Origin of the sequence: Bacillus sp. B19-2, assembly GCF_022832475.1 — a bacterium.
Classification (GTDB): domain Bacteria; phylum Bacillota; class Bacilli; order Bacillales; family Bacillaceae; genus Bacillus; species Bacillus paralicheniformis.
Map to the genome: position 1 here is coordinate 1 of NZ_JALHKQ010000002.1, position 21,665 is coordinate 21,665.

The following is a 21,665-nucleotide window of genomic DNA, read 5'->3' on the forward strand; positions in this document are numbered from 1 at the left end:
AAGCCACCTTTTATAATTGAACCATGCGGTTCAATCAAGCATCCGGTATTAGCCCCGGTTTCCCGGAGTTATCCCAGTCTTACAGGCAGGTTACCCACGTGTTACTCACCCGTCCGCCGCTGACCTAAGGGAGCAAGCTCCCGTCGGTCCGCTCGACTTGCATGTATTAGGCACGCCGCCAGCGTTCGTCCTGAGCCAGGATCAAACTCTCCATGAAGTTTGATAATGACTACGCACATTCGCATGTGCGATTTATTTAATGAATTAACAGGTACGTTTTGTCTTGTTTAGTTTTCAAAGAACTTCGTTGCCGCTCTCAAAGCGACCACTTAAATATAACATTTATGAGACAAGCGGTCAATACTTTTTTTGAAAAAGTTTTTGTTGTTACTTTTATAAGCGACCAAAAGAAATTATAGCACATGATCTTTCTGATGAAAAGATAATATTTGAATTTGAATAGAAAAACATGCAGCCCTTTGGCTGCATGTTTTTATGATTCGTCTGCTTCCTGTTCCTGTTCTTCTGCATCGTTCTCTTCATCTTTTTCAACTAAAGCGACAGTCGCGACATGCTCTTGTTCACCTAAGCGGATAAGACGCACACCCTGAGTGACGCGGCCGGTCGTGGAAATATCTTTAATATCCATCCGAATGATCACGCCGCTGGCAGTGATGATCATTAAATCTTCTTCTCCTGTTGTTGCTTTCACTGTCACAAGAGATCCGTTATTTTCGGTGATTTTGCAGGTTTTCAGCCCTTTTCCTCCACGGCTTTGAACCCTGTATTCTGAAGCCGGCGTCAGTTTTCCGTAGCCTTTTTCAGTTACGATTAGCACATGATAATCCTCTTCCAAAATCTCCATGCCGACGACAACATCGTCATCTGTCAGAGTGATGCCTTTAACGCCGGCTGCTGTTCTTCCCATTTGCCTTACATCTGTTTCAGGGAAACGGATCAGCAGACCGTTCTTCGTACCGATAATCATTTGTTTATTTCCGTCCGTCAGGCGGACGGCCATCAATTCATCCTCATCGCGGAGGCTTAAGGCGATCAATCCGTTATTGCGGATATTCGCGAATTGGGAAAGCGGCGTGCGTTTTGATATTCCGTGTTTTGTCGTGAAGAACAAATAAGACTCGTCATCAAATTCGCTTACCGGGATAATCGCGTTGATCCATTCTCCTTTTTCCACTTCAAGCAGGTTAATAATCGGAATTCCCTTTGCTGTCCGTCCGAATTCAGGGATCTCATATCCTTTCGCACGGTACACCTTCCCTTTATTTGAAAAGAAGAGAATGGTGTCATGGGTGGATGTTGAAATCAGGTGTTCAACGAAGTCGTCTTCGTTTGTCCCCATGCCCTGAATGCCTTTCCCGCCCCGTTTTTGGCTGCGGTAAGTGGAGGAAGGCAGACGTTTGATATATCCGTTATGGGTTAAAGTCACAACGATATTCTCGCGCGTGATGAGATCTTCGTCCTCAATCGTCTCAAGGCCTGATGTCACGATTTCTGTACGGCGCTCATCATTAAAGCGCTCTTTAACTTCCGTAAGCTCTTCCCGAATGATTTCAAGAACCTTTTCTTCGTCTGCTAAGATGGCTTTTAGCTCTGCAATCAACTCAACAAGGCCTTGATATTCCTCTTCGATTTTTTCGCGTTCCAGTCCTGTTAAACGCTGAAGACGCATGTCCAAAATCGCTTGAGCCTGTTTTTCGGTCAAAGAAAACTTCTCGATCAATCCGTTTTTTGCGATTTCAGCCGTTTGCGAATTTCTAATTAGGGAAATAACTTCATCAAGATGATCAAGCGCCACTCTCAAGCCCTCAAGAATATGGGCCCGCGCTTCCGCTTTGCGAAGCTCGAATGCCGTGCGCCTTCTGATCACGACTTTTTGATGGTCAAGATAATGCTCCAGACACTGCTTCAGGCTCAATACTTTCGGCTGTCCGTCAACAAGCGCCAAAAGATTAATGCCGAATGATGTTTGAAGAGCGGTCTGCTTGTACAAGTTATTTAACAGTACATTAGCGTTTGCGTCCCTTCTCAGTTCAATGACGATGCGCATTCCGTTTCGGTCTGATTCATCGCGGAGATCCGTAATGCCGTCGATTTTCTTATCGCGCACTAGATCCGCGATTTTTTCGATCAGCCTAGCTTTATTCACCTGGTACGGTATTTCCGTAATAATGATTACCGGTTTGCCGGAAGATGTTTCTTCGATTTGAGCTTTGGCTCGAAGCGTAATAGATCCCCGGCCTGTTTCATAGGCTTTCCGAATGCCGCTTCTCCCCAAGATCAGCCCTGCTGTTGGGAAATCAGGCCCAGGAATGATTTCCATCAATTCCGGCAGCGTGATTTCAGGGTTCTTGCTGACCGCCAAGACCCCGTCAATGACTTCACCGAGCTGATGCGGCGGAATGTTCGTAGCCATACCTACAGCAATACCGGCCGCTCCGTTGACAAGCAGGTTTGGAAATCTCGCGGGCATGACAACCGGCTCTTTTTCCGATCCGTCATAGTTGTCCTGGTAATCGATTGTGTCTTTATTGATGTCGCGCAGAATTTCCATTGATATTTTAGACATTCTCGCTTCTGTGTAACGCATGGCCGCAGCCGAGTCGCCGTCAACAGAACCGAAGTTTCCGTGGCCTTGAACGAGCATGTACCGATAGTTAAAATCCTGCGCCATTCTGACCATCGCTTCGTAAACAGCAGAATCACCATGCGGGTGGTACTTACCGATAACTTCGCCGACAATACGCGCGGATTTTTTATACGGCTTATCACTTGTCATCCCAAGGTCGTTCATCGCATACAATATTCTTCTGTGCACCGGCTTCAGACCGTCTCTTACGTCCGGAAGAGCGCGGGAAACAATAACACTCATTGCGTAATCTAAAAAAGATGTGCGCATTTCCTGACTGATATTGACTTCCTGAACTTGGGGCTTATGTTGTTCACTCATTAAAAAACCTCCCTGGAGAATCTACATGAGTTGTGTGGGAGTAGATTTGTATTTATACTCTTCAACGAATTAGGCTATTCTCCATTATATCAATAATCTTGATTTTATACACATCAAATGACTAGAGCGCCAAAGGCTCATTCTAGAAAAGACCTTATTTCAAATAAGCGAAAATAAGGTCTTACAATCATTAAATATCCAAATTCTTCACATATCGGGCATTCTCTTCGATAAAGTTGCGGCGCGGCTCAACCTTGTCGCCCATCAGCATTTCAAAGGTTTCATCCGCATCGATCGCATCTTTGAGCGTTACTTGAAGCAATGTCCGCGTTTCAGGATCCATCGTCGTTTCCCAAAGCTGTGTCGCGTTCATCTCGCCCAAACCTTTATAGCGCTGCAGGCCTGGCTTCGGATTTTGCGGAAGCTCTTTTAAAATTTCTTCGAGCTGCTGGTCATTGTACGCATACTCAACGCGTTTCCCCTGCTGTATTTTGTAAAGCGGCGGCTGAGCGATGTAGACATATCCTTGTTCGATGATCTGCCTCATGTAGCGGTAGAAAAAGGTCAGCAGCAATGTTCTGATGTGGGCACCGTCGACATCGGCATCCGTCATAATCACGACTTTGTGGTAGCGGGCTTTTTCAAGATTGAAATCTTCCCCGATTCCGGTGCCAAGTGCGGTGATCATAGAACGAACCTCATTGTTGGACAAAATTTTGTCCAGGCGTGCTTTTTCGACGTTCAAGATTTTCCCTCTCAAAGGCAAAATGGCTTGGAAATGACGATCGCGGCCCTGTTTTGCCGATCCGCCCGCAGAGTCACCCTCAACGATGTAAAGTTCGGAAATCGTCGGGTCTTTAGAAGAACAGTCAGCCAGTTTCCCCGGCAGATTTGACACTTCAAGGGCGCTTTTTCTGCGCGTCAATTCGCGCGCTTTCTTTGCAGCCATTCGTGCTCTGGCAGCCATAACCCCTTTTTCAACGATTTTTTTCGCTGAATCCGGGTTTTCAAGCAGAAACTTTTCGAGCGCTTCTGAAAATAGCGCATCTGTTATCGTACGCGCTTCTGAGTTGCCAAGCTTTGTTTTCGTCTGACCTTCAAATTGAGGATCCGGGTGTTTGATTGAAATGATCGCTGTCAACCCTTCCCGGACATCTTCCCCGCTTAAGTTTGGATCGCTTTCTTTGAAGACGCCGTTTCTTCTCGCGTAATCATTGATGACCCTCGTCAAACCTGTCTTAAAGCCGGCTTCATGCGTTCCGCCTTCATACGTATGAATGTTGTTAGCAAACGAATAAATGTTGCTGGTATAGCTGTCGTTGTATTGAAGCGCCACCTCGACGGTAATGCCGTCTTTGGATCCTTCAATGTAGACCGGCTCTTCATGAACAACTTCCCGCGAACGGTTCAAATGTTCAACATAGCTTTTAATACCGCCTTCATAGCAGTATTCATTCTTGCGTTCTTTTCCATCTCGTTTATCTTCGATCGTGATTTTGACGCCTTTTGTCAAGAAAGCGAGCTCCCGGACACGAGTGGCAAGCGTATCATAGTCGTATTCAGTCGTTTCCGTGAATATTTCCGGATCAGGCTTGAAGTGAGTGGTCGTTCCCGTCACTTCCGTCTCTCCGATGACTTTCAGATCAGCTTTCGGAACGCCCCGTTCAAATTCCTGATAATGGACTTTTCCATCTCTGTAAACCGTTACATCGAGCTCGGTTGAAAGGGCGTTAACAACAGAAGCACCAACGCCGTGCAGACCGCCTGAAACTTTATATCCGCTTCCGTCAAACTTTCCTCCGGCGTGCAAGACAGTCATGATGACTTCAACAGCGGGACGGCCCATCTTCTCGTGAATACCGACAGGAATCCCCCGTCCGTTGTCTTTTACAGTGATGCTGTTGTCTTTTTCAATTTCGACATTGATTTCAGTGCAGTAACCGGCCAATGCTTCATCGATGCTGTTATCGACAATTTCCCATACTAAATGGTGCAGACCTTTGCCGCTTGTCGACCCGATGTACATTCCGGGTCTTTTCCGAACGGCTTCCAATCCCTCTAGAACCTGTATCTGATTTTCATCGTAATTATTTTGCTGTTCCATTGCCACGCACATTCACCTACACTTTTCTTCAAACATAATAAATTTATAGTTAAGATTCTTTTATGAATCGATTTCCGGCTTGGATTGCGCCCGTTTTTTCAACGTGCTTGAGGCTAAAGGAGAAAAATAAATCGATTGTAATGTGACAACAATTGACTTCGGCGTGCTGTTAGAAGAGACAATCAGCTGTTTTTGCTTGTTTAAAAACTCTTCAACAATCGGCGATGTCTTTGCCTTGTAATCAAAAATAGCCACAATTTCACGCGTTGAGACGACAAAATCGTCACCTAAGTGGATATACAATCCCTCACCCCATTTTCTCAGTCCGATAGCGTGCCATTTTCAACTCGAAAGATTTCCGCTTCGTTTAAGGTTTTATGATCAATTCCATCAACGCTTGTCGTTGTTACGAAAGTTTGAACACGGCCTTGAATGGTGTGGAGCAAGTGAGACTGCCGATAGTCGTCCAGCTCTGATAAAACATCATCCAAAAGCAAAATCGGGTATTCTCCTATCTCTTCCTGAATCAAATCGATTTCAGCCAATTTAAGCGACAATGCAGTCGTTCGCTGCTGGCCCTGCGATCCGTAAGTCTGCACATCACGGCCATTGACGTAGAAGAGAACATCATCCCTGTGGGGACCTGACAGAGATACCCCCCGTTCTATTTCTTTATCTCTTAATTTAGAAAACGTTTCTTGATAACTATTGATCATTTTCGACAAATCGGGCGAATCTGATACGTGAAGAGACGTATGATACTTTAGCGTCAGCTCTTCCAGACCTCTTGAAATTCCGGAATGAATGGGCTGAGCCCATTTTTCAAGCTGATCGACAAACTGAAGCCGTTTCATCACAACCTTTGCTGCGAATTCCGTCAGCTGTTCCGTCAGCACGTCAAGCATCGTTTGATCGGTTTGCTTTCTCGTTTGAAGCTGTTTCAGGAAATGATTCCGTTGTGAAAGGATTTTTTGGTAAAGAGAAAGGTCATGAAGATAGACAGGTGATACTTGGCCGATTTCCATATCGAGAAACCTTCTTCTGACCTGAGGACTTCCTTTTACAAGGTTTAAATCCTCCGGCGCGAACATAATCGTGTTGACAGCCCCGACATACTGGCTCAGCTTCTGCTGTTCAATATGATTAACTTTACCTTTTTTTCCTTTTTTGGAAATCACGAGCTGAATGGGAACAGAACCGTTTTTTTTAATGACCCTGCCTTCTATTTTAGCATAGTCTTCATCCCATCGTATGAGTTCTTTATCATTTGACGTCCGATGGGATTTGGCCATCGCAAGCACATAGATCGCTTCCATCAAATTCGTTTTTCCTTGAGCGTTCTCTCCGATAATCACGTTCACTTTGTTCTCAAATTGAAGGTCAAGGCGCTCATAATTACGGTAAGACGACAATGTTAGATTTTGGATATACAATCAATACCACCTGCTTTTAGCCGACGACTTGAAATGAACCGAATCCTTCAATCGTCACCACATCTCCGACATACAGTTTTCGTCCGCGGCGGTTATCCGGCTCGTCATTGACGAGTACTTCATATTCCGATAAAAACCATTTTGCCATTCCTCCGGACTGAATGACATCCGCCAATTTCAAAAACTGGCCGAGGGTAATCATCTCTGTATCAATAGCCACCGTCTTTGTCATTATATCGACCTCTTTCAATATCACTAATATCTAATTGTACTAAAAAACAGGGAAAGAAGGAAAGGGGAAACTTGCGGTATGAACAACCAAGGCAGGGCGAGAGCGCTTTTCTCCCGAAAAAATAAGAGAAGCTGCCGGACCAGCCGGCAACTTTCTATTCCAACAAATTAATACGTCCGGACAGGAAGAATTAATTGGACGATCGAATCGTCATTCGGCGTACGGATCAGAAAAGGCCTCATAGCGCCCGTGAAACTCACGTGAATGTCCTCTCCTTCAAGAACTTTAAGGGCATCCAGCATATATTTCGGACTAAAGGATATCTTTAAGTCTTCCCCTTCAATCTGCTCGGCATTCACCGTCTCGACAACCTTTCCGATTTCCGGAGAGTTTGAAGAAATTTCGATCGACTCATTGGCAGCTGCGGAAAGTTTCACCACATTGTTTCGTCCTTCTCTCGCCAAGAGCGAAGCCCTGTCGATCGCCTGAAGAAACTCCTTTGTATTGACGATCAGGTTCGTTTTGCTTTCCTGAGGAATCAGGCGGTTTGTATCCGGATAGTTTCCGTCAAGCAGCCTGGAGAAAAACAGCACGTTTTTTGTTTTAAACAACACTTGTGTTTCGGTAATCACAATATCGACTAGCTCCTGGTGGTCATCAAGGATCTTGCTCAGCTCGGTTAAGCTTTTTCCTGGGATGACGACATTGTAAGAACTGTCTTCGTGAATGTCGAGCTTAGCTTTTCTTAGCGCCAGACGGTGACTATCCGTCGCAGTGCATATTAATTCACCGCCCGCGACATTCCAGTTTACACCTGTCAAGATCGGGCGTGTTTCTGAGGTGGACACTGCGAAAACGGTTTGGCGGATCAGGTTTTTCAGCAGATCGGTCGGAATTTGAAAAGCGTGATGCTCTTCAATTTGCGGCAAAAGCGGATATTCGCTCGCATCTAAACCGTTTAAGTTAAACTCTGCTTTGCCGGAGCGGATGATCGTTAAGTATTGATTTTGAACCTCGATTTCCACCGTTGACATCGGCAGCTTTTTGACAATTTCACTGAAAAAACGGGCTTGAAGCACAATGCTGCCGGGCTGTTCAATTGTCACGACCTCTAAATCGCCGTCTTCTTTCGGGATAAACGATTCAATCGAAATATCGGAATCGCTGCCCGTCAGAGAGACACCTTCATCAGAGGCCACAATTTTAATACCGGTTAAGATCGGAATCGTCGTTCTTGAAGAAACGGCTTTTAACACATCTTGGACACCTTCGACTAGGCGGTCTTTTTGAATTGTAAACTTCATAATCATCCTCCTTGCAGGAATCTATTAATTATTATGTTTTATAAAAATAGCAGAAGTACTAGTAGGGGCTGTGGATTTGTGGATAAGTGTAAAAAACGAACGGAAATACAGCCTATCCACATGTGGACAGACTGTGTAAGACTATGTTCAAGTTATTCACACTTTCCCGCTCACCACTTATCTCAGCTGCTCTTTAATTTCTTTAATCTGCTGCTGGAGCTGTTCATCATCGCTCAGCAGTTTTGATATTTTCTCATGGGCATGGATGACCGTCGTGTGGTCGCGTCCGCCAAACTCTTCGCCGATCTTCGGAAGAGAAGAATCTGTCATTTCTCTTGATAGATACATAGCGATCTGCCTCGGAAAAGCTACCGATTTTGTCCGTTTCTTCGCCTTGAAATCTTCCAGCTTGATATTGAACTGCTGGCCGACGATTCTTTGGATGTCTTTGATCGTAATGACTTTCGGCTTTGAAGACGGAATGATATCTTTCAAAGCTTCGGCAGCCAGATCGGCGTTGATGTCTTTATTGATCAGGGAAGAATATGCGACAACCCTGATTAATGCTCCTTCCAGCTCCCTGATATTGCTGTCGATCTGATTGGCAATATAAAGCATGACTTCATTCGGGATATCAAGTCCTTCTGCTTTTGCTTTCTTTCTTAAAATCGCAATTCTTGTTTCCAGATCAGGAGGCGTGATGTCTGTGATCAATCCCCATTCAAAACGGGAGCGCAAACGGTCTTCAAGCGTTGGGATCTCTTTTGGAGGCCGGTCGCTGGAAATGACGATCTGCTTTGTTTCTTCATGCAGCGTATTAAACGTATGGAAAAATTCCTCTTGCGTTTGTTCTTTTCCGGCTAAAAATTGAATATCATCTATCAAAAGAACGTCAACATTTCGATAGCGATTGCGAAAATCGACAGCTTTATTGTCACGGATCGAGTTAATGAACTCATTTGTAAATTTCTCAGATGACAAATAAACCACTTTTGCAGATGGATTGTGATCGATGACATAGTGCCCGATCGCATGCATTAAGTGAGTCTTTCCAAGTCCGACTCCCCCATAAATAAACAGCGGATTGTAAGCTTTCGCCGGGGCTTCGGCCACTGCCAAAGACGCCGCATGGGCGAATCGGTTTCCTGAACCGATAACGAACGTATCGAATGTATATTTGGGATTCAGCATGTTTTGCGGAAAATCAGCCGGTTCTTCTTTCGACATTTTTTTTATTGGAGACTTAGGCATAAAATCTTCTTCATTTTGATTCTGAGGAATGACAAATTTAATGCTCAATTCTTCTCCTGTCAGATCGTAGATCGTATCGGCGATCAGGTGCAGGTATCTTGATTCAAGCCAGTCTCTGGCGAACTCGTTCGGTGCGGTGATGATCAGCGTATCGCCCTGCAATGAATGGGCCTTTGTCGATTTCATCCATGTTTCAAAGCTGGGTTTGCTCAATTTTTTTTCGATCTGCCCCAAAGCTTGATTCCAAAGATCCGATATGTTTTTCATAATGGCGGTTCGTCCCTCCTTTACCAGCAATATTTGCTTGTCCAACCTGTTATAGAACACAAAAAAAGAGCAAATGGATGAGTCCATTCGTTAATGAAATGTTGAAAACATATAATATAGTAGAAAAACGTCTTTTCGACATTCTTCACAAGATGTGGACAAATTACTGCACACCCTGTGAAAAAACTTTCCACAACTTATCCACAGTTTGTGGATAATGGATTGGCAGCCAATTTGTTATCAAGAGTTAAAACACAAATATAATATCAGAATAAGCGAGTGGTTGCAATGGTTGCGAGGAACTTATCCACACACTATACAAACTGTTGAAGAAATATTGTCCACAGCAGTTAGTTTTGTGAAAATGTTGTCGATAATGATTGTGGATAGAAAAAACGAGGCGAAAGATATCCACATTGGCTTTTTTTCGCTGCGCTCATTCCATTTTCCCGCTTCCAAAAAAATCTTTTAAGCTAAAATTGAGGAAAAATGAAATTAGGCTTTCGAAGAAAATTGATATGTGTTATCCTATTATGGTGCAAAAAAGAAATGTGTGAGCGAAGTTGACAATGAACTGCTCATCCCAATATAATAAATTAGACTGTCTTTAACAGCTATTCCTCGAGGGAGGTGTCATACATGAAAAGAACATTTCAACCAAATAACCGTAAGCGCAGCAAAGTTCATGGCTTTCGCAGCCGTATGAGTTCTAAAAATGGACGTCTTGTATTAGCACGTCGTCGCCGCAAAGGAAGAAAAGTATTATCAGCTTAGGCCACTGAATAATGTCAGTGGTCTTTTTTACATAGAGGAATGACCAGGCCCATTTGCCAGCTTGTTATCGGAGTGAAAGAAGATATGAAAAAGCGAAATCGATTAAAGAAAAATGAAGATTTTCAAAAAGTATTTAAAAAAGGCAAATCGATGGCAAACCGGCAATATGTTTTATACGTGCTTCACCAGCCTGAGGCGAAAGAGTTTCGGGTGGGACTGTCGGTCAGCAAGAAAATCGGAAACGCAGTCGTGCGCAACCGGGTAAAGCGGCTGATTCGCCAGGTCATCCAAGAAGAGCGGGATCTGTTAAAACAAGAAAATGACTACATTATCATCGCAAGAAAGCCTGCAGCTGAATTGTCATATGAAGAGACGAAAAAAAGTTTGCAGCACCTTTTCAGAAAGTCGTTTGTCTACCGGAAAAAACCGAATCAGCCATCATAGTCCGGGTTAAAAAGATGTTATGGCCCTCATTTTTAAGCGCTTCCTTTAGCTCCTGAAAAATGTCGTCGCCCATTCGGGGAGAAAGATGATAAAATACGAGAAAGTATGTCTTTTTAATGGTCATAACCGAATAACACCGGTTGAAGAATGAAGATTTAGGAGGAAATATTGTTGAAGAGGCGAATTTTATTATTGTTCAGTATGATCGGCGTTATCGTGCTGTTAGCTGGATGTACGGAAATCAACCAGCCGATCACTGCAGAAAGCGAAGGGTTTTGGAACACGTATATCGTATACCCGCTGTCACAGCTGATCACGTATGTAGCAAATTTAACGAATGAAAACTTCGGACTCGCGATTATCATCGTCACGATCTTAGTCAGACTTTTAATTTTGCCGCTGATGATCAAGCAGACGAAGAGTTCGAAAGCGATGCAGGCCCTCCAGCCTGAAATGCAAAAACTTCGCGAAAAATACAGTTCTAAAGATCAAAAAACGCAGCAGAAGCTTCAACAGGAAACGATGGCTCTCATGCAGAAGCACGGGGTTAACCCGCTTGCCGGATGTTTCCCGATCTTAATTCAAATGCCGATTTTAATCGGATTCTATCATGCCATTATGAGAACGCGGGAAATCGCAGAACACAGCTTTTTATGGTTTGACCTTGGGGAGCGTGATCCGTATTTCATTTTGCCGATTCTCGCCGGTGTGTTCACATTCATTCAGCAAAAGCTGATGATGGCGGGAACAGCGCAGCAAAATCCGCAGATGGCGATGATGCTTTGGCTGATGCCGATCATGATCGTTGTATTTGCGGTCAGTTTCCCGGCGGCTCTTTCCCTGTACTGGGTAGTCGGTAACTTATTCATGATTGCTCAAACCTTCTTTATCAAAGGGCCTGATTTAAAGGCAGAGAGGCAGGAAGCGGCAGCCGGAGGAAAAAAATCCGGAGGTAAGAAAAAGTGAAGGAACTGACTGCTACTGGACGTACCGTCGATGAAGCAGTGCAATCCGGGCTTGAACAGCTGGGCCTTCATGCAGATGATGTCGAAGTCGACGTAGTTGATGAAGGAAAAAAGGGATTATTCGGCATTTTCGGTCATCGGTCTGCAGTCGTGAACATTCGGGAAAAAATAGACCCGGTTAAAGAAGCGAAACAGTATTTGGAAAATGTAATTTCGAATATGGGAATACAAGCCCAGGTGACGGCAGAAGAGGAGTCAAAACGAGTGGTTTTTCAGTTGAAAGGCGATAAAACAGCCCTTTTAATTGGAAAAAGGGGACAAACTTTAAATGCCCTTGAAACGCTGACGCAGCTCGTGCTCAATCGTCATTCCGACAAATATATCCAAGCGGTGGTTGACGCCGAAGGATACCGCGCAAAGCGGAAGGAAACACTGGCTCAGCTTGCATTGAAGCTTGCTGACCAGGCGGCCAGGCAGAAAAAAGACATTCACCTGGAGCCGATGCCTTCCAGTGAGCGCAAGGTCATCCATGATACGCTTGCGGGCTACTCGCAGCATATCGAAACTTATTCTACCGGAGAAGACCATAACCGGCACCTTGTCATCTCATATAAAAAATAACATGAAAACCGAAGTTCCCAAAATTGGGGCTTCGGTTTTTTGCCGTTGCAAAATCGATAAATGCAGACCAAATTGGTTTAAGCTTTAGTTTCTTCGGTGTAAGCTGTTGATGAAAATGAAATTTAATTGTTATTCACATGTGGATAAGTTAAAGTAAGTAATGATGGCTTAGAACGGTTGTGGATAACGGTTCAAGTCACTTCCACTTCAATTGAAACTATGTTATCTTTAAATTTTGATTACAATAAAAGTTTTTCATCCATATACGATGTTTGGAAGATGATCCGGACAAATGGGGATAATAGATAGAGGAATGAAAAAGAGAGGTGAAAGCCATGGATACCATCGCTGCGATTTCAACGCCGATGGGAGAAGGGGCGATTGCGATCGTCCGGATGAGCGGCCCTGAGGCTCTTGCGATCGCCGATAAAGTATATAAAGGACCCCGCGGGAAAAGGCTGAGTTCCGTCGATTCACATACGATTAACTACGGTCATATCGTTGATCCCGAAACGGAAAAAGTCGTGGAAGAAGTCATGGTTTCAGTACTGAAAGCGCCGAAAACTTTTACGCGGGAAGATATTGTAGAAATCAACTGCCATGGCGGAATTGTAACCGTCAACCAGGTGCTTCAGCTCGTTTTGAGAGAGGGAGCGCGCCTTGCGGAACCGGGGGAATTTACGAAAAGAGCCTTTTTGAACGGAAGAATCGATCTTTCCCAGGCTGAGGCTGTCATGGATCTCATCAGGGCCAAAACAGACCGCGCTATGAATGTGGCCATGAATCAGATGGAAGGAAGGCTGTCTTCACTGATCAAACGGTTGCGAGCCGAGATTCTTGAAACATTGGCCCATGTTGAAGTGAATATAGACTATCCGGAATACGATGATGTCGAAGAAATGACCCATAAGATGCTGATTGAAAAGGCGACAAAGGTCAAAAAGGAAATCGAGGCGCTGCTGACGACTTCAGAGCAGGGTAAAATATTAAGAGAAGGCATCTCGACGGTTATCATCGGGCGGCCAAATGTCGGCAAGTCCTCGCTTTTAAACAGTCTCGTCCATGAGACAAAAGCGATTGTAACGGACATTCCGGGTACGACGCGGGATGTCATTGAAGAATATGTGAATGTCAGGGGCGTGCCGCTGCGGCTTGTCGATACAGCCGGGATCCGTGAGACCGAAGACATCGTCGAACGAATCGGCGTTGAACGTTCAAGACAGGTATTAAAAGAAGCCGATTTGATTTTGCTTGTCCTCAATTACAGCGAGCCCCTTTCGGAAGAAGACATCAAGCTCTTTGAAGCAACGAAGGGAATGGACATCATCGTCATCGTCAATAAGACCGATCTTGAGCAAAAGCTTGATCTTGATCGGGTTCGGGAATTGGCGGGAAATCAGCCTGTCGTCACGACATCCTTATTGAAAGAGGAAGGGATTGATGAGCTGGAGGAAGCCATTCAATCGCTGTTTTTCACAGGAACGATCGAGAGCGGCGACTTGACATATGTCAGCAATACAAGGCACATCTCACTGCTGCATGAGGCGAAGCGCGCCATTACTGACGCATTGGAGGGCATCGAAAACGATGTCCCGATCGATATGGTTCAAATTGATTTAACAAGATGCTGGGAAGTTCTCGGAGAGATCATTGGCGATGCTGTACACGAAAGCCTGATCGATCAGCTCTTCTCTCAATTTTGCTTAGGAAAATAAAGGAGGAACAAAGCATATGGGCTATGAAGCAGGCCAATATGACGTCGTTGTCGTCGGCGCCGGACACGCCGGTGTTGAAGCGGCGCTGGCGTCAGCCAGACAAGGCGCAAAAACGCTTGTCTTAACGATCAACCTTGATATGGTTGCTTTCATGCCATGTAACCCGTCTGTCGGCGGACCTGCAAAAGGAATCGTCGTCCGCGAAATCGATGCGCTCGGCGGGGAAATGGCTAAAAATATCGATAAAACTCATATTCAAATGAGGCTTTTAAATACAGGAAAAGGACCTGCCGTCCGGGCGCTGCGGGCTCAGGCTGATAAATTCCAATATCAGCATGAAATGAAAAAGACACTTGAAAATGAACCGAATTTGACCATGCTGCAAGGAATGGTCGAACGCCTTCTTATTGAAGACGGGGAATGCCGGGGCGTTGTAACCCAAACAGGGGCGGAGTACCGTTCTAAGACCGTTGTTCTGACGACGGGGACATTTTTGAGAGGAAAAATCATTCTTGGTGATCTGTCATACTCGAGCGGACCGAACAACCAGCAGCCGTCCATCAAGCTGTCAGAACATCTTGAAGAGCTCGGCTTTGATCTCGTCCGCTTTAAAACAGGAACGCCGCCGCGGGTCAACAGCCATTCAATTGACTACAGCAAAACGGAAATTCAGCCCGGCGATGAAGTGCCGCGGGCCTTTTCGTATGAGACGGTGGAATATATTACAGACCAGCTTCCATGCTGGCTCACATATACAAGTCCGGAAACGCACGAAATCATTGACAACAATCTGCATCGCTCACCGATGTATTCCGGTATGATTAAAGGAACGGGGCCAAGATATTGTCCTTCTATTGAAGACAAGGTCGTCCGCTTTAACGACAAGCCGAGACACCAGATCTTCCTTGAGCCTGAAGGGCGCAACACCCAGGAAGTATATGTCCAGGGATTGTCGACAAGTCTTCCGGAAGATGTGCAGCGAAAAATGCTTTCAACTATTCCCGGTCTTGAAAATGTGCAAATGATGCGGGCAGGATACGCGATTGAATATGATGCGATCGTACCGACACAGCTGTGGCCGACACTGGAAACGAAAAAAATTCCGGGACTCTTCACAGCCGGACAGATTAACGGAACATCAGGCTATGAAGAAGCGGCCGGACAGGGAATTATGGCCGGCATCAATGCGGGCCGGAAAGCGCTTGGCAAAGAAGAGGTCATTCTCAGCCGTTCTGACGCTTATATCGGCGTATTGATCGACGACCTTGTGACGAAAGGAACAAACGAACCGTACCGCCTGCTGACTTCGCGTGCGGAGTACAGGCTGCTTCTGCGTCACGACAATGCAGACTTGCGCCTGACCGAGATCGGCTATCAAATCGGCTTGATTTCTGAAGAACGATATCAAAAGTTCCAAGAGAAAAAAGCGGCCATTGAAGCAGAGAAAAAACGCCTTCATTCTGTTATTATCAAACCGACAAAGGAAAATCAGGAATATATCCGTTCATTGGGCGGCAGCGAGCTCAAAGACGGCATTCGCGCGACCGACCTGATGAAGCGGCCGGAAATGAATTATGAAACCGTTACTGCTCTTGCGCCGCCTGAACAAAAAGTCGCCGGCGACGTTGCTGAACAGGTTGAAATTCAAATTAAGTATGAAGGATATATTGAAAAGTCCTTGCAGCAGGTCGAAAAACTAAAGAAAATGGAAAACAAAAAGATTCCTGACAGAATCGACTATGACGCGATCAAAGGTATTGCAACGGAAGCGCGCCAAAAATTGAAAGAGGTCAGACCGCTGTCGGTCGCACAAGCCTCACGGATTTCCGGCGTCAATCCTGCTGATATTTCCATTCTGCTCGTCTACTTAGAGCAGGGACGGATTGCCAAGGTTGCGGAATAGAAAGGGTGACGGCATGAACATTGAGCAATTTACAGCCGGTTTGGAGGAGAAAGGCATCTCCCTTTCCTCCTTCCAGCTGGAGCAATTTGAGACCTATTACGAATGGCTTGTTGAGTGGAACGAAAAAATGAATTTAACCTCGATTACCGAGAGAAAAGAAGTGTATTTAAAGCATTTTTACGATTCCATCGCCGCTTCTTTTTATGTTGATTTCAAAAAGATGAACAGTCTCTGTGATGTTGGAGCGGGCGCCGGATTTCCAAGCCTTCCGATAAAAATCTGCTTTCCTCACCTTCACGTCACAATCGTTGACTCACTGAACAAACGGATTCACTTTTTGAATCAGCTGTCAGATGCTTTGAAGCTGGAAAACACAGCTTTTCACCATGACCGCGCGGAAACATTCGGAAGATCGAAAGACCACAGAGAAAGCTATGACGTCGTGACGGCCCGCGCTGTCGCCCGCCTTTCGGTTCTCAGCGAGCTCTGCCTTCCGCTTGTGAAAAAAGACGGTTTATTCGTAGCGTTAAAAGCAGCTTCGGCTGATGAAGAAATTGAAACGGGCAAAAAAGCCATCAAAATGCTTGGAGGCAAAATTGAAACCGTACATTCTTTTCAGCTGCCAATTGAAGAAAGCGACAGAAACATCATTGTCATCAAAAAACAATCGCAGACACCGAAGAAATTTCCAAGAAAGCCTGGAACACCTAATAAATCTCCTATTGAAGGTTAAATTATTCGTTTTCTTCAAATTTCGTGATGTCACAGAAGGAAAATTCATGAGAAAATAGAATTATAAAAATGGCAGTGTTTAAAGGTGGTGTAGGTACATGAAGCATTCATTCTCTCGTCTCTTCGGACTTGGCGACAAGGAAGAAGAAGCAGAGATTGCTGAACATGATACGAATAAAGAAGAAATTCAAGAGATTCCAGTAGGCGATATAATTCCTAACCGTTTTCAGCCGCGCACCATTTTCTCAGAAGAAAAAATTAAAGAATTAGCTGCAACCATTCATACACACGGCATTATCCAGCCGATTGTCGTCAGAAAAACAGAGCGGGAAGGCCAATATGAACTCATAGCCGGAGAGCGGCGCTGGCGGGCGGTTCAAACGCTCGATTGGGAGAAGGTTCCCGCTATTATTAAGGATTTTTCAGATACGGAGACCGCTTCCGTCGCTCTAATCGAAAACCTTCAGAGGGAAGAATTATCTTCGATTGAAGAAGCGCATGCTTATGCAAGGCTTTTAGAGCTTCACGATTTAACGCAGGAAGCCCTTGCACAAAGGCTTGGAAAGGGCCAGTCAACAATCGCCAATAAACTCAGACTGTTGAAGCTTCCGGAAGAGGTGCAGGAAGCGATCTTGAAAAAAGAAATTTCAGAGCGCCACGCAAGAGCGCTCATACCGTTGAAACAGCCCGACCTTCAAGTCAAGCTGTTACATGAAGTCATTGAAAAGAATTTAAATGTAAAGCAAACCGAAGACCGTGTCGTCAAAATGCTTGAGCAGGATAAACGCAAGCCGAAACCGAAGAGAAAAGCGTACAGCAGAGACGCAAGAATCGCGATGAATACGATTCGCCAGTCCTTATCAATGGTGGAAGACAGCGGCGTCAAACTGAATACGGAAGAAGAGGAATTTGAAGAATATATTCAGTTTACGATCCGGATACCGAAATAAAAGCTCCCTCTAGAGCTTTTATTTTTTTAGGCAAAATATCAATGGGGGAGCATCTATGGAATACTATCGACAATATCATTCTTTGCTTTTTTCAATTGCTTACCGTATGCTCGGGTCTTTGCAGGATGCAGAGGACATCGTCCAGGAATTGTTCGCAGACCTCCAGGAAAAAGATATCGGTCAAATTGACCATATTCAAGCCTATTTGACGAAATCTATCACAAACCGCTGCATAAATGAACTGCAGTCTGCCCGCAAGAAGCGGGAGGTGTATATCGGGGAATGGCTTCCTGAACCGCAGGTGGAGCTTTCAGCTCAAAGTCCGGCGGAATACGTTGAAGAAAAAGAAAATGTTTCCTATGCGTTTTTGGTAGTTATGAGCCGGTTAAATCCTGTGGAAAGAGCCGTTTTGTTGTTTAGGGAAGTATTCGGATATCACTATAAGGAAATCTCGTCCATAATTGAGAAGTCGGAAGCGAACTGCCGTAAAATTCACAGCCGGCTGAAACAGAAGCTAAATGGGGATATTTCGGTATTATCACAGCCGGTCGAAGAACAGCAACTGGCCCGGCTGTTTATCGAATCAGCGAAAACCGGTGACTTTGAGGAGTTTTCCAAAACATTGATTGAAGATGCCGTATTGTATACGGATGGCGGCGGAAAAGTACGCAGCGCGTTGAGACCGATCTATGGAAAGAGCCGCATTTATGCGTTTTTTACGGGAGTTGTTTCAAAGGGAAGCTTTTTCGGCCGCTTTATACCTGTCGATATCAACGGCCAAAAGGGCGTTTTGATCATAAAAAACAACCGCCCGGCTTACGCTGTTTGCTTTGCTTGGAACCCGGAAGGCGATTCCGTCAAAAATGTGTTTATCGTGTCAAATCCCGATAAACTGAAGCACATTAAAATATAACGTTTTCTGTCACAAACGTCGTTCCTCACTTGTTATATAAGTGAATCATTTAAAGGAGGAATAGACATGGAAACGAGATTTCTAATGGAAAAAGTAAACCCTGAGGGCTACAGAGGAATGCTGGAGCTTGAAAAAGCGCAGGCTTCCTCAAGCATTGATCCCGTCTTAAAGGAACTGATCAAAATCCGGGCTTCACAGCTGAACGGATGTGCTTTCTGCTTAAATATGCATACGAAAGATGCAAGGCAGAACGGTGAGACGGAACAGCGGATCTATGCGCTCAATGCGTGGCGGGAAGCGCCTTTTTTCACGGAAAAAGAGCGGGCGGTATTGGCGCTGACTGAAGCCGTTACGCGAATCGGCGAGCACGGGCTGCCGGATGAAGTATACAACGAAGTCAGGATCCATTTTACAGAAGCTGAAACAGCCGAACTGATCATGGCAGCCGTCACAATAAATGCCTGGAACAGAATTGCCATCGCCACCCGGAAAATGCCCGCAGCAGATTGATTGAAATCCCCCTAAGACAGGGGGATTTTTTATATTAATATAATAATAAAACTATCTTTCATTTCACTTGAACATCTCTTCTCCTTTTTCTGAGATAAAAAAATGGTTTCTTTATGTCGAAAAATAGAAAAAACGGATCTCTTTGAAAAAACAAAAATTCAAAAAAAGCAAACGGCCGATTCTTTTTTTGTTAAAATAGAGAAATGAGAGAAACTTGTTCAATGTGAAAGTAGGTGACATTGTGGGGAAAATTATTGCGATCACAAACCAAAAAGGTGGCGTTGGTAAAACGACAACCTCTGTTAACCTGGGAGCTTGTTTAGCTTACATCGGGAAAAGGGTTTTGTTAGTCGACATAGACCCGCAAGGAAACGCAACAAGCGGTATCGGCGTTGAAAAAGCTGATGTTGATCAATGTGTGTACGATATATTAGTAGATGATGCAGATGTGAAAGATGTCATCAAAACAACATCCGTAGAAAATTTGGATGTCATTCCTGCCACGATTCAGCTTGCGGGGGCGGAAATCGAACTCGTTCCGACCATTTCCCGTGAAGTCCGGCTGAAAAGGGCTTTGGAATCGGTTAAACAAAACTATGATTTTATGATTATTGACTGCCCGCCGTCATTAGGGCTGCTTACAATCAATGCGCTTACGGCTTCCGATTCCGTCGTGATTCCGGTCCAGTGCGAATATTATGCACTGGAAGGGCTGAGCCAGCTGCTCAACTCAGTCCGGCTCGTGCAAAAACATTTAAATACGGATCTGATGATAGACGGTGTATTGCTGACAATGCTTGATGCAAGAACGAATTTAGGCATACAGGTCATCGAAGAAGTGAAAAAGTACTTCCGCGATAAAGTATACCAAACGGTTATCCCCCGGAATGTCCGGCTCAGTGAAGCGCCGAGCCATGGAAAGCCGATCATTTTATATGATCCTCGTTCCAGAGGAGCGGAAGTCTATTTAGAATTAGCAAAGGAAGTGGCTGCGAATGCCTAAAGGTCTCGGAAAAGGGATTAATGCATTGTTTTCAAATGTTGATTTATCCGAAGAAACGGTTGAGGAAATCAAGCTGCAAGACTTGCGGCCCAACCCTTATCAGCCGAGAAAAACGTTTGATGACCAATCGTTAAAAGATTTGAAGGAGTCCATTTTGCAACACGGTGTTTTGCAGCCCATCATCGTCAGAAAGTCAATTAAAGGCTATGATATTGTAGCCGGAGAACGCCGTTACCGGGCTGCTGAAAAAGCCGGATTGGAAACCATTCCTGCGATTGTGCGCGAGCTGTCGGAATCCCTGATGATGGAGATTGCCCTATTGGAAAATCTTCAACGAGAAGACCTGTCTCCGCTTGAAGAAGCAAAAGCCTATGAATCTTTGCTCAAACATCTCGATATGACCCAGGAACAGCTGGCAAAAAGGCTTGGAAAAAGCAGGCCTCACATCGCCAACCACTTACGGCTGCTGACACTTCCTGAAGACGTTCAAAAGCTAATTGACAACGGTACGTTATCGATGGGCCATGGCCGAACATTGCTTGGATTGAAAAACAAGCAAAAGCTTGAGCCGCTTATTCAAAAGGTCGTGTCCGAACAGCTGAACGTCCGCCAGCTTGAAAAGTTAATTCAACAGTTGAATGCTGATGTTCCACGTGAAACAAAGAAGCCGAAACAAGTAAAAGATGCAGTGATCAAAGAACGAGAGTCGTATTTGCGAAACTATTTTGGAACACCGGTGACCATTAAAAAGCAAAAGAAAAAAGGCAGAATCGAAATCGAATTTTATTCAAATGAAGACTTGGAGCGTATTCTCGAATTGCTGGCCCAAGAAGACGCATAAGCTTAAAAACCATCTGATCATGTGCAGATGGTTTTTTTATGACATCCTTCCGGTCATTCTTTGAATTGGTGACACATGGCGCCGCTGCCACCCGGCTTTCTCCAGATGCGACAGCCCGTCAGCGAGCACATCCGCCATGCTCATGACAAGGTTGAGCCTTGTATTTTGCAGGACAAAATACTCCATAAAGCCGCTGACATTGACAATGCCGTTAATATGCACGTGGCCGACTTCAGGCAAGCTTTTCTGAACGCCTGCTCCCGGCTTCAAAGGTCCTTTGCCGATTTGAAAAGACCCCACGCTTTTGGTTCGTCCAAGACAGGCATCGATTGCAATCATAAATGGATTTTGATGCTGCTGATGAATATGATCAATCTTTTCATTTAAGTTTACGGCGTGAACCGGGTCGGCAAGCGTTCCATAGACATGAAAACGTGTCAGCTGTTTTGCGGAGAGTTTCATTCCTACGAGGGGACCGAGCGAATCTCCGGTGGAGCGGTCTGTACCGATGCAAACGATCACGATGGGCCGGTCTTCGGCTTCCTTTAAATAGACGGAAAGAACTTTCTCTATTTGTTTCACAGCTAGCGGATCCGAATGAGAAATATATTCATTTATTGGTTCTTGAGAAAAAATTCCGCCTTTTCGATTCATAGGCTTCACATCCTTGTCATCATGGTAACAGCAGTGCCTTGGTGTGTTTTTCGAGTATGAATGGTTGTTTACAGTATATCC

At 44.9% G+C, this 21,665-nt stretch carries 20 protein-coding genes and 1 rRNA gene; 12 read left to right on the forward strand and 9 right to left on the reverse strand.

All coding sequences use genetic code 11. The features are described from left to right. The 8 genes from MST20_RS07295 to dnaA all read right to left on the reverse strand — a co-directional run. Positions 1-217, reverse strand: a 16S ribosomal RNA gene (locus tag MST20_RS07295); the annotation flags it as partial. Positions 218-493: 276 nt separating this feature from the next. Next, the gene (gene gyrA / locus MST20_RS07300) at positions 494-2,968 is read right to left on the reverse strand and encodes a DNA gyrase subunit A (protein WP_243941217.1); all 2,475 of its coding nucleotides are present in this window, start codon (positions 2,966-2,968) and stop codon (positions 494-496) included. 190 nt (positions 2,969-3,158) lie between these two features. Beyond that, positions 3,159-5,072: a DNA topoisomerase (ATP-hydrolyzing) subunit B gene (gyrB, locus tag MST20_RS07305; protein WP_020449766.1), complete on the reverse strand. Its 1,914-nt coding sequence runs from the start codon at positions 5,070-5,072 to the stop codon at positions 3,159-3,161. 60 nt (positions 5,073-5,132) lie between these two features. Next, positions 5,133-5,375 carry an extracellular matrix regulator RemB gene (gene remB, locus MST20_RS07310; RefSeq protein ID WP_243941219.1) on the reverse strand — a complete coding sequence of 81 codons (243 nt, stop codon included), beginning with the start codon at positions 5,373-5,375 and terminating at the stop codon, positions 5,133-5,135. 17 nt (positions 5,376-5,392) lie between these two features. Continuing rightward, positions 5,393-6,505 carry a DNA replication/repair protein RecF gene (gene recF, locus MST20_RS07315; protein ID WP_003178089.1) on the reverse strand — a complete coding sequence of 371 codons (1,113 nt, stop codon included), beginning with the start codon at positions 6,503-6,505 and terminating at the stop codon, positions 5,393-5,395. A gap of 16 nt (positions 6,506-6,521) precedes the next feature. Continuing rightward, on the reverse strand, positions 6,522-6,737 hold the full coding sequence (yaaA, locus tag MST20_RS07320; RefSeq protein WP_003178084.1) for a S4 domain-containing protein YaaA: 216 nt from the start codon (positions 6,735-6,737) through the stop codon (positions 6,522-6,524). A 167-nt stretch (positions 6,738-6,904) separates the two neighbouring features. Continuing rightward, the gene (gene dnaN / locus MST20_RS07325) at positions 6,905-8,041 is read right to left on the reverse strand and encodes a DNA polymerase III subunit beta (protein ID WP_165428571.1); all 1,137 of its coding nucleotides are present in this window, start codon (positions 8,039-8,041) and stop codon (positions 6,905-6,907) included. 177 nt (positions 8,042-8,218) lie between these two features. Beyond that, complete coding sequence (gene dnaA / locus MST20_RS07330) at positions 8,219-9,559, reverse strand: chromosomal replication initiator protein DnaA (RefSeq protein ID WP_009330034.1); 1,341 nt, start codon at positions 9,557-9,559, stop codon at positions 8,219-8,221. 639 nt (positions 9,560-10,198) lie between these two features. Between dnaA and rpmH the strand changes: the two genes are divergently transcribed. The 12 genes from rpmH to MST20_RS07390 all read left to right on the forward strand — a co-directional run bounded on the left by rpmH (position 10,199) and on the right by MST20_RS07390 (position 20,930). Next, positions 10,199-10,333 (forward strand): 50S ribosomal protein L34, encoded by a 135-nt coding sequence (gene rpmH, locus MST20_RS07335; RefSeq protein WP_003178075.1) that lies wholly within the window; start codon positions 10,199-10,201, stop codon positions 10,331-10,333. Positions 10,334-10,417: 84 nt separating this feature from the next. Then, on the forward strand, positions 10,418-10,777 hold the full coding sequence (gene rnpA, locus MST20_RS07340) for a ribonuclease P protein component (protein WP_020453656.1): 360 nt from the start codon (positions 10,418-10,420) through the stop codon (positions 10,775-10,777). Positions 10,778-10,942: 165 nt separating this feature from the next. Then, positions 10,943-11,743, forward strand: a complete 801-nt coding sequence (gene spoIIIJ / locus MST20_RS07345; RefSeq protein WP_243942506.1) for a YidC family membrane integrase SpoIIIJ — start codon at positions 10,943-10,945, stop codon at positions 11,741-11,743. After that, positions 11,740-12,363, forward strand: coding sequence for an RNA-binding cell elongation regulator Jag/EloR (gene jag / locus MST20_RS07350; protein WP_243941221.1), 624 nt, complete (start codon positions 11,740-11,742; stop codon positions 12,361-12,363). The genes spoIIIJ and jag overlap by 4 nt, the downstream gene beginning before the upstream one ends. Before the next feature lie 335 nt (positions 12,364-12,698). Then, positions 12,699-14,078 carry a tRNA uridine-5-carboxymethylaminomethyl(34) synthesis GTPase MnmE gene (gene mnmE / locus MST20_RS07355; RefSeq protein ID WP_035338140.1) on the forward strand — a complete coding sequence of 460 codons (1,380 nt, stop codon included), beginning with the start codon at positions 12,699-12,701 and terminating at the stop codon, positions 14,076-14,078. 16 nt (positions 14,079-14,094) lie between these two features. Then, complete coding sequence (gene mnmG, locus MST20_RS07360; RefSeq protein ID WP_035338138.1) at positions 14,095-15,981, forward strand: tRNA uridine-5-carboxymethylaminomethyl(34) synthesis enzyme MnmG; 1,887 nt, start codon at positions 14,095-14,097, stop codon at positions 15,979-15,981. A gap of 13 nt (positions 15,982-15,994) precedes the next feature. Next, on the forward strand, positions 15,995-16,714 hold the full coding sequence (rsmG, locus tag MST20_RS07365; RefSeq protein WP_243941223.1) for a 16S rRNA (guanine(527)-N(7))-methyltransferase RsmG: 720 nt from the start codon (positions 15,995-15,997) through the stop codon (positions 16,712-16,714). 97 nt (positions 16,715-16,811) lie between these two features. Beyond that, positions 16,812-17,663, forward strand: coding sequence for a nucleoid occlusion protein (gene noc, locus MST20_RS07370; protein ID WP_145653701.1), 852 nt, complete (start codon positions 16,812-16,814; stop codon positions 17,661-17,663). A 55-nt stretch (positions 17,664-17,718) separates the two neighbouring features. Then, on the forward strand, positions 17,719-18,576 hold the full coding sequence (locus tag MST20_RS07375; protein WP_243941225.1) for an RNA polymerase sigma-70 factor: 858 nt from the start codon (positions 17,719-17,721) through the stop codon (positions 18,574-18,576). Between the two features lie 66 nt (positions 18,577-18,642). Continuing rightward, positions 18,643-19,086 carry a carboxymuconolactone decarboxylase family protein gene (locus tag MST20_RS07380; protein ID WP_243941227.1) on the forward strand — a complete coding sequence of 148 codons (444 nt, stop codon included), beginning with the start codon at positions 18,643-18,645 and terminating at the stop codon, positions 19,084-19,086. A gap of 241 nt (positions 19,087-19,327) precedes the next feature. After that, entirely contained in the window at positions 19,328-20,089 is a 762-nt protein-coding gene (soj, locus tag MST20_RS07385; protein ID WP_020453647.1) for a sporulation initiation inhibitor protein Soj, read from the forward strand. Beyond that, positions 20,082-20,930, forward strand: a complete 849-nt coding sequence (locus MST20_RS07390; RefSeq protein WP_243941229.1) for a ParB/RepB/Spo0J family partition protein — start codon at positions 20,082-20,084, stop codon at positions 20,928-20,930. Before soj ends, MST20_RS07390 begins: the two co-directional genes overlap by 8 nt. A gap of 36 nt (positions 20,931-20,966) precedes the next feature. Here MST20_RS07390 and yyaC read toward each other — a convergent pair whose 3' ends face one another. Continuing rightward, entirely contained in the window at positions 20,967-21,584 is a 618-nt protein-coding gene (yyaC, locus tag MST20_RS07395) for a spore protease YyaC (RefSeq protein ID WP_145652019.1), read from the reverse strand. Positions 21,585-21,665 lie beyond the last annotated feature (81 nt).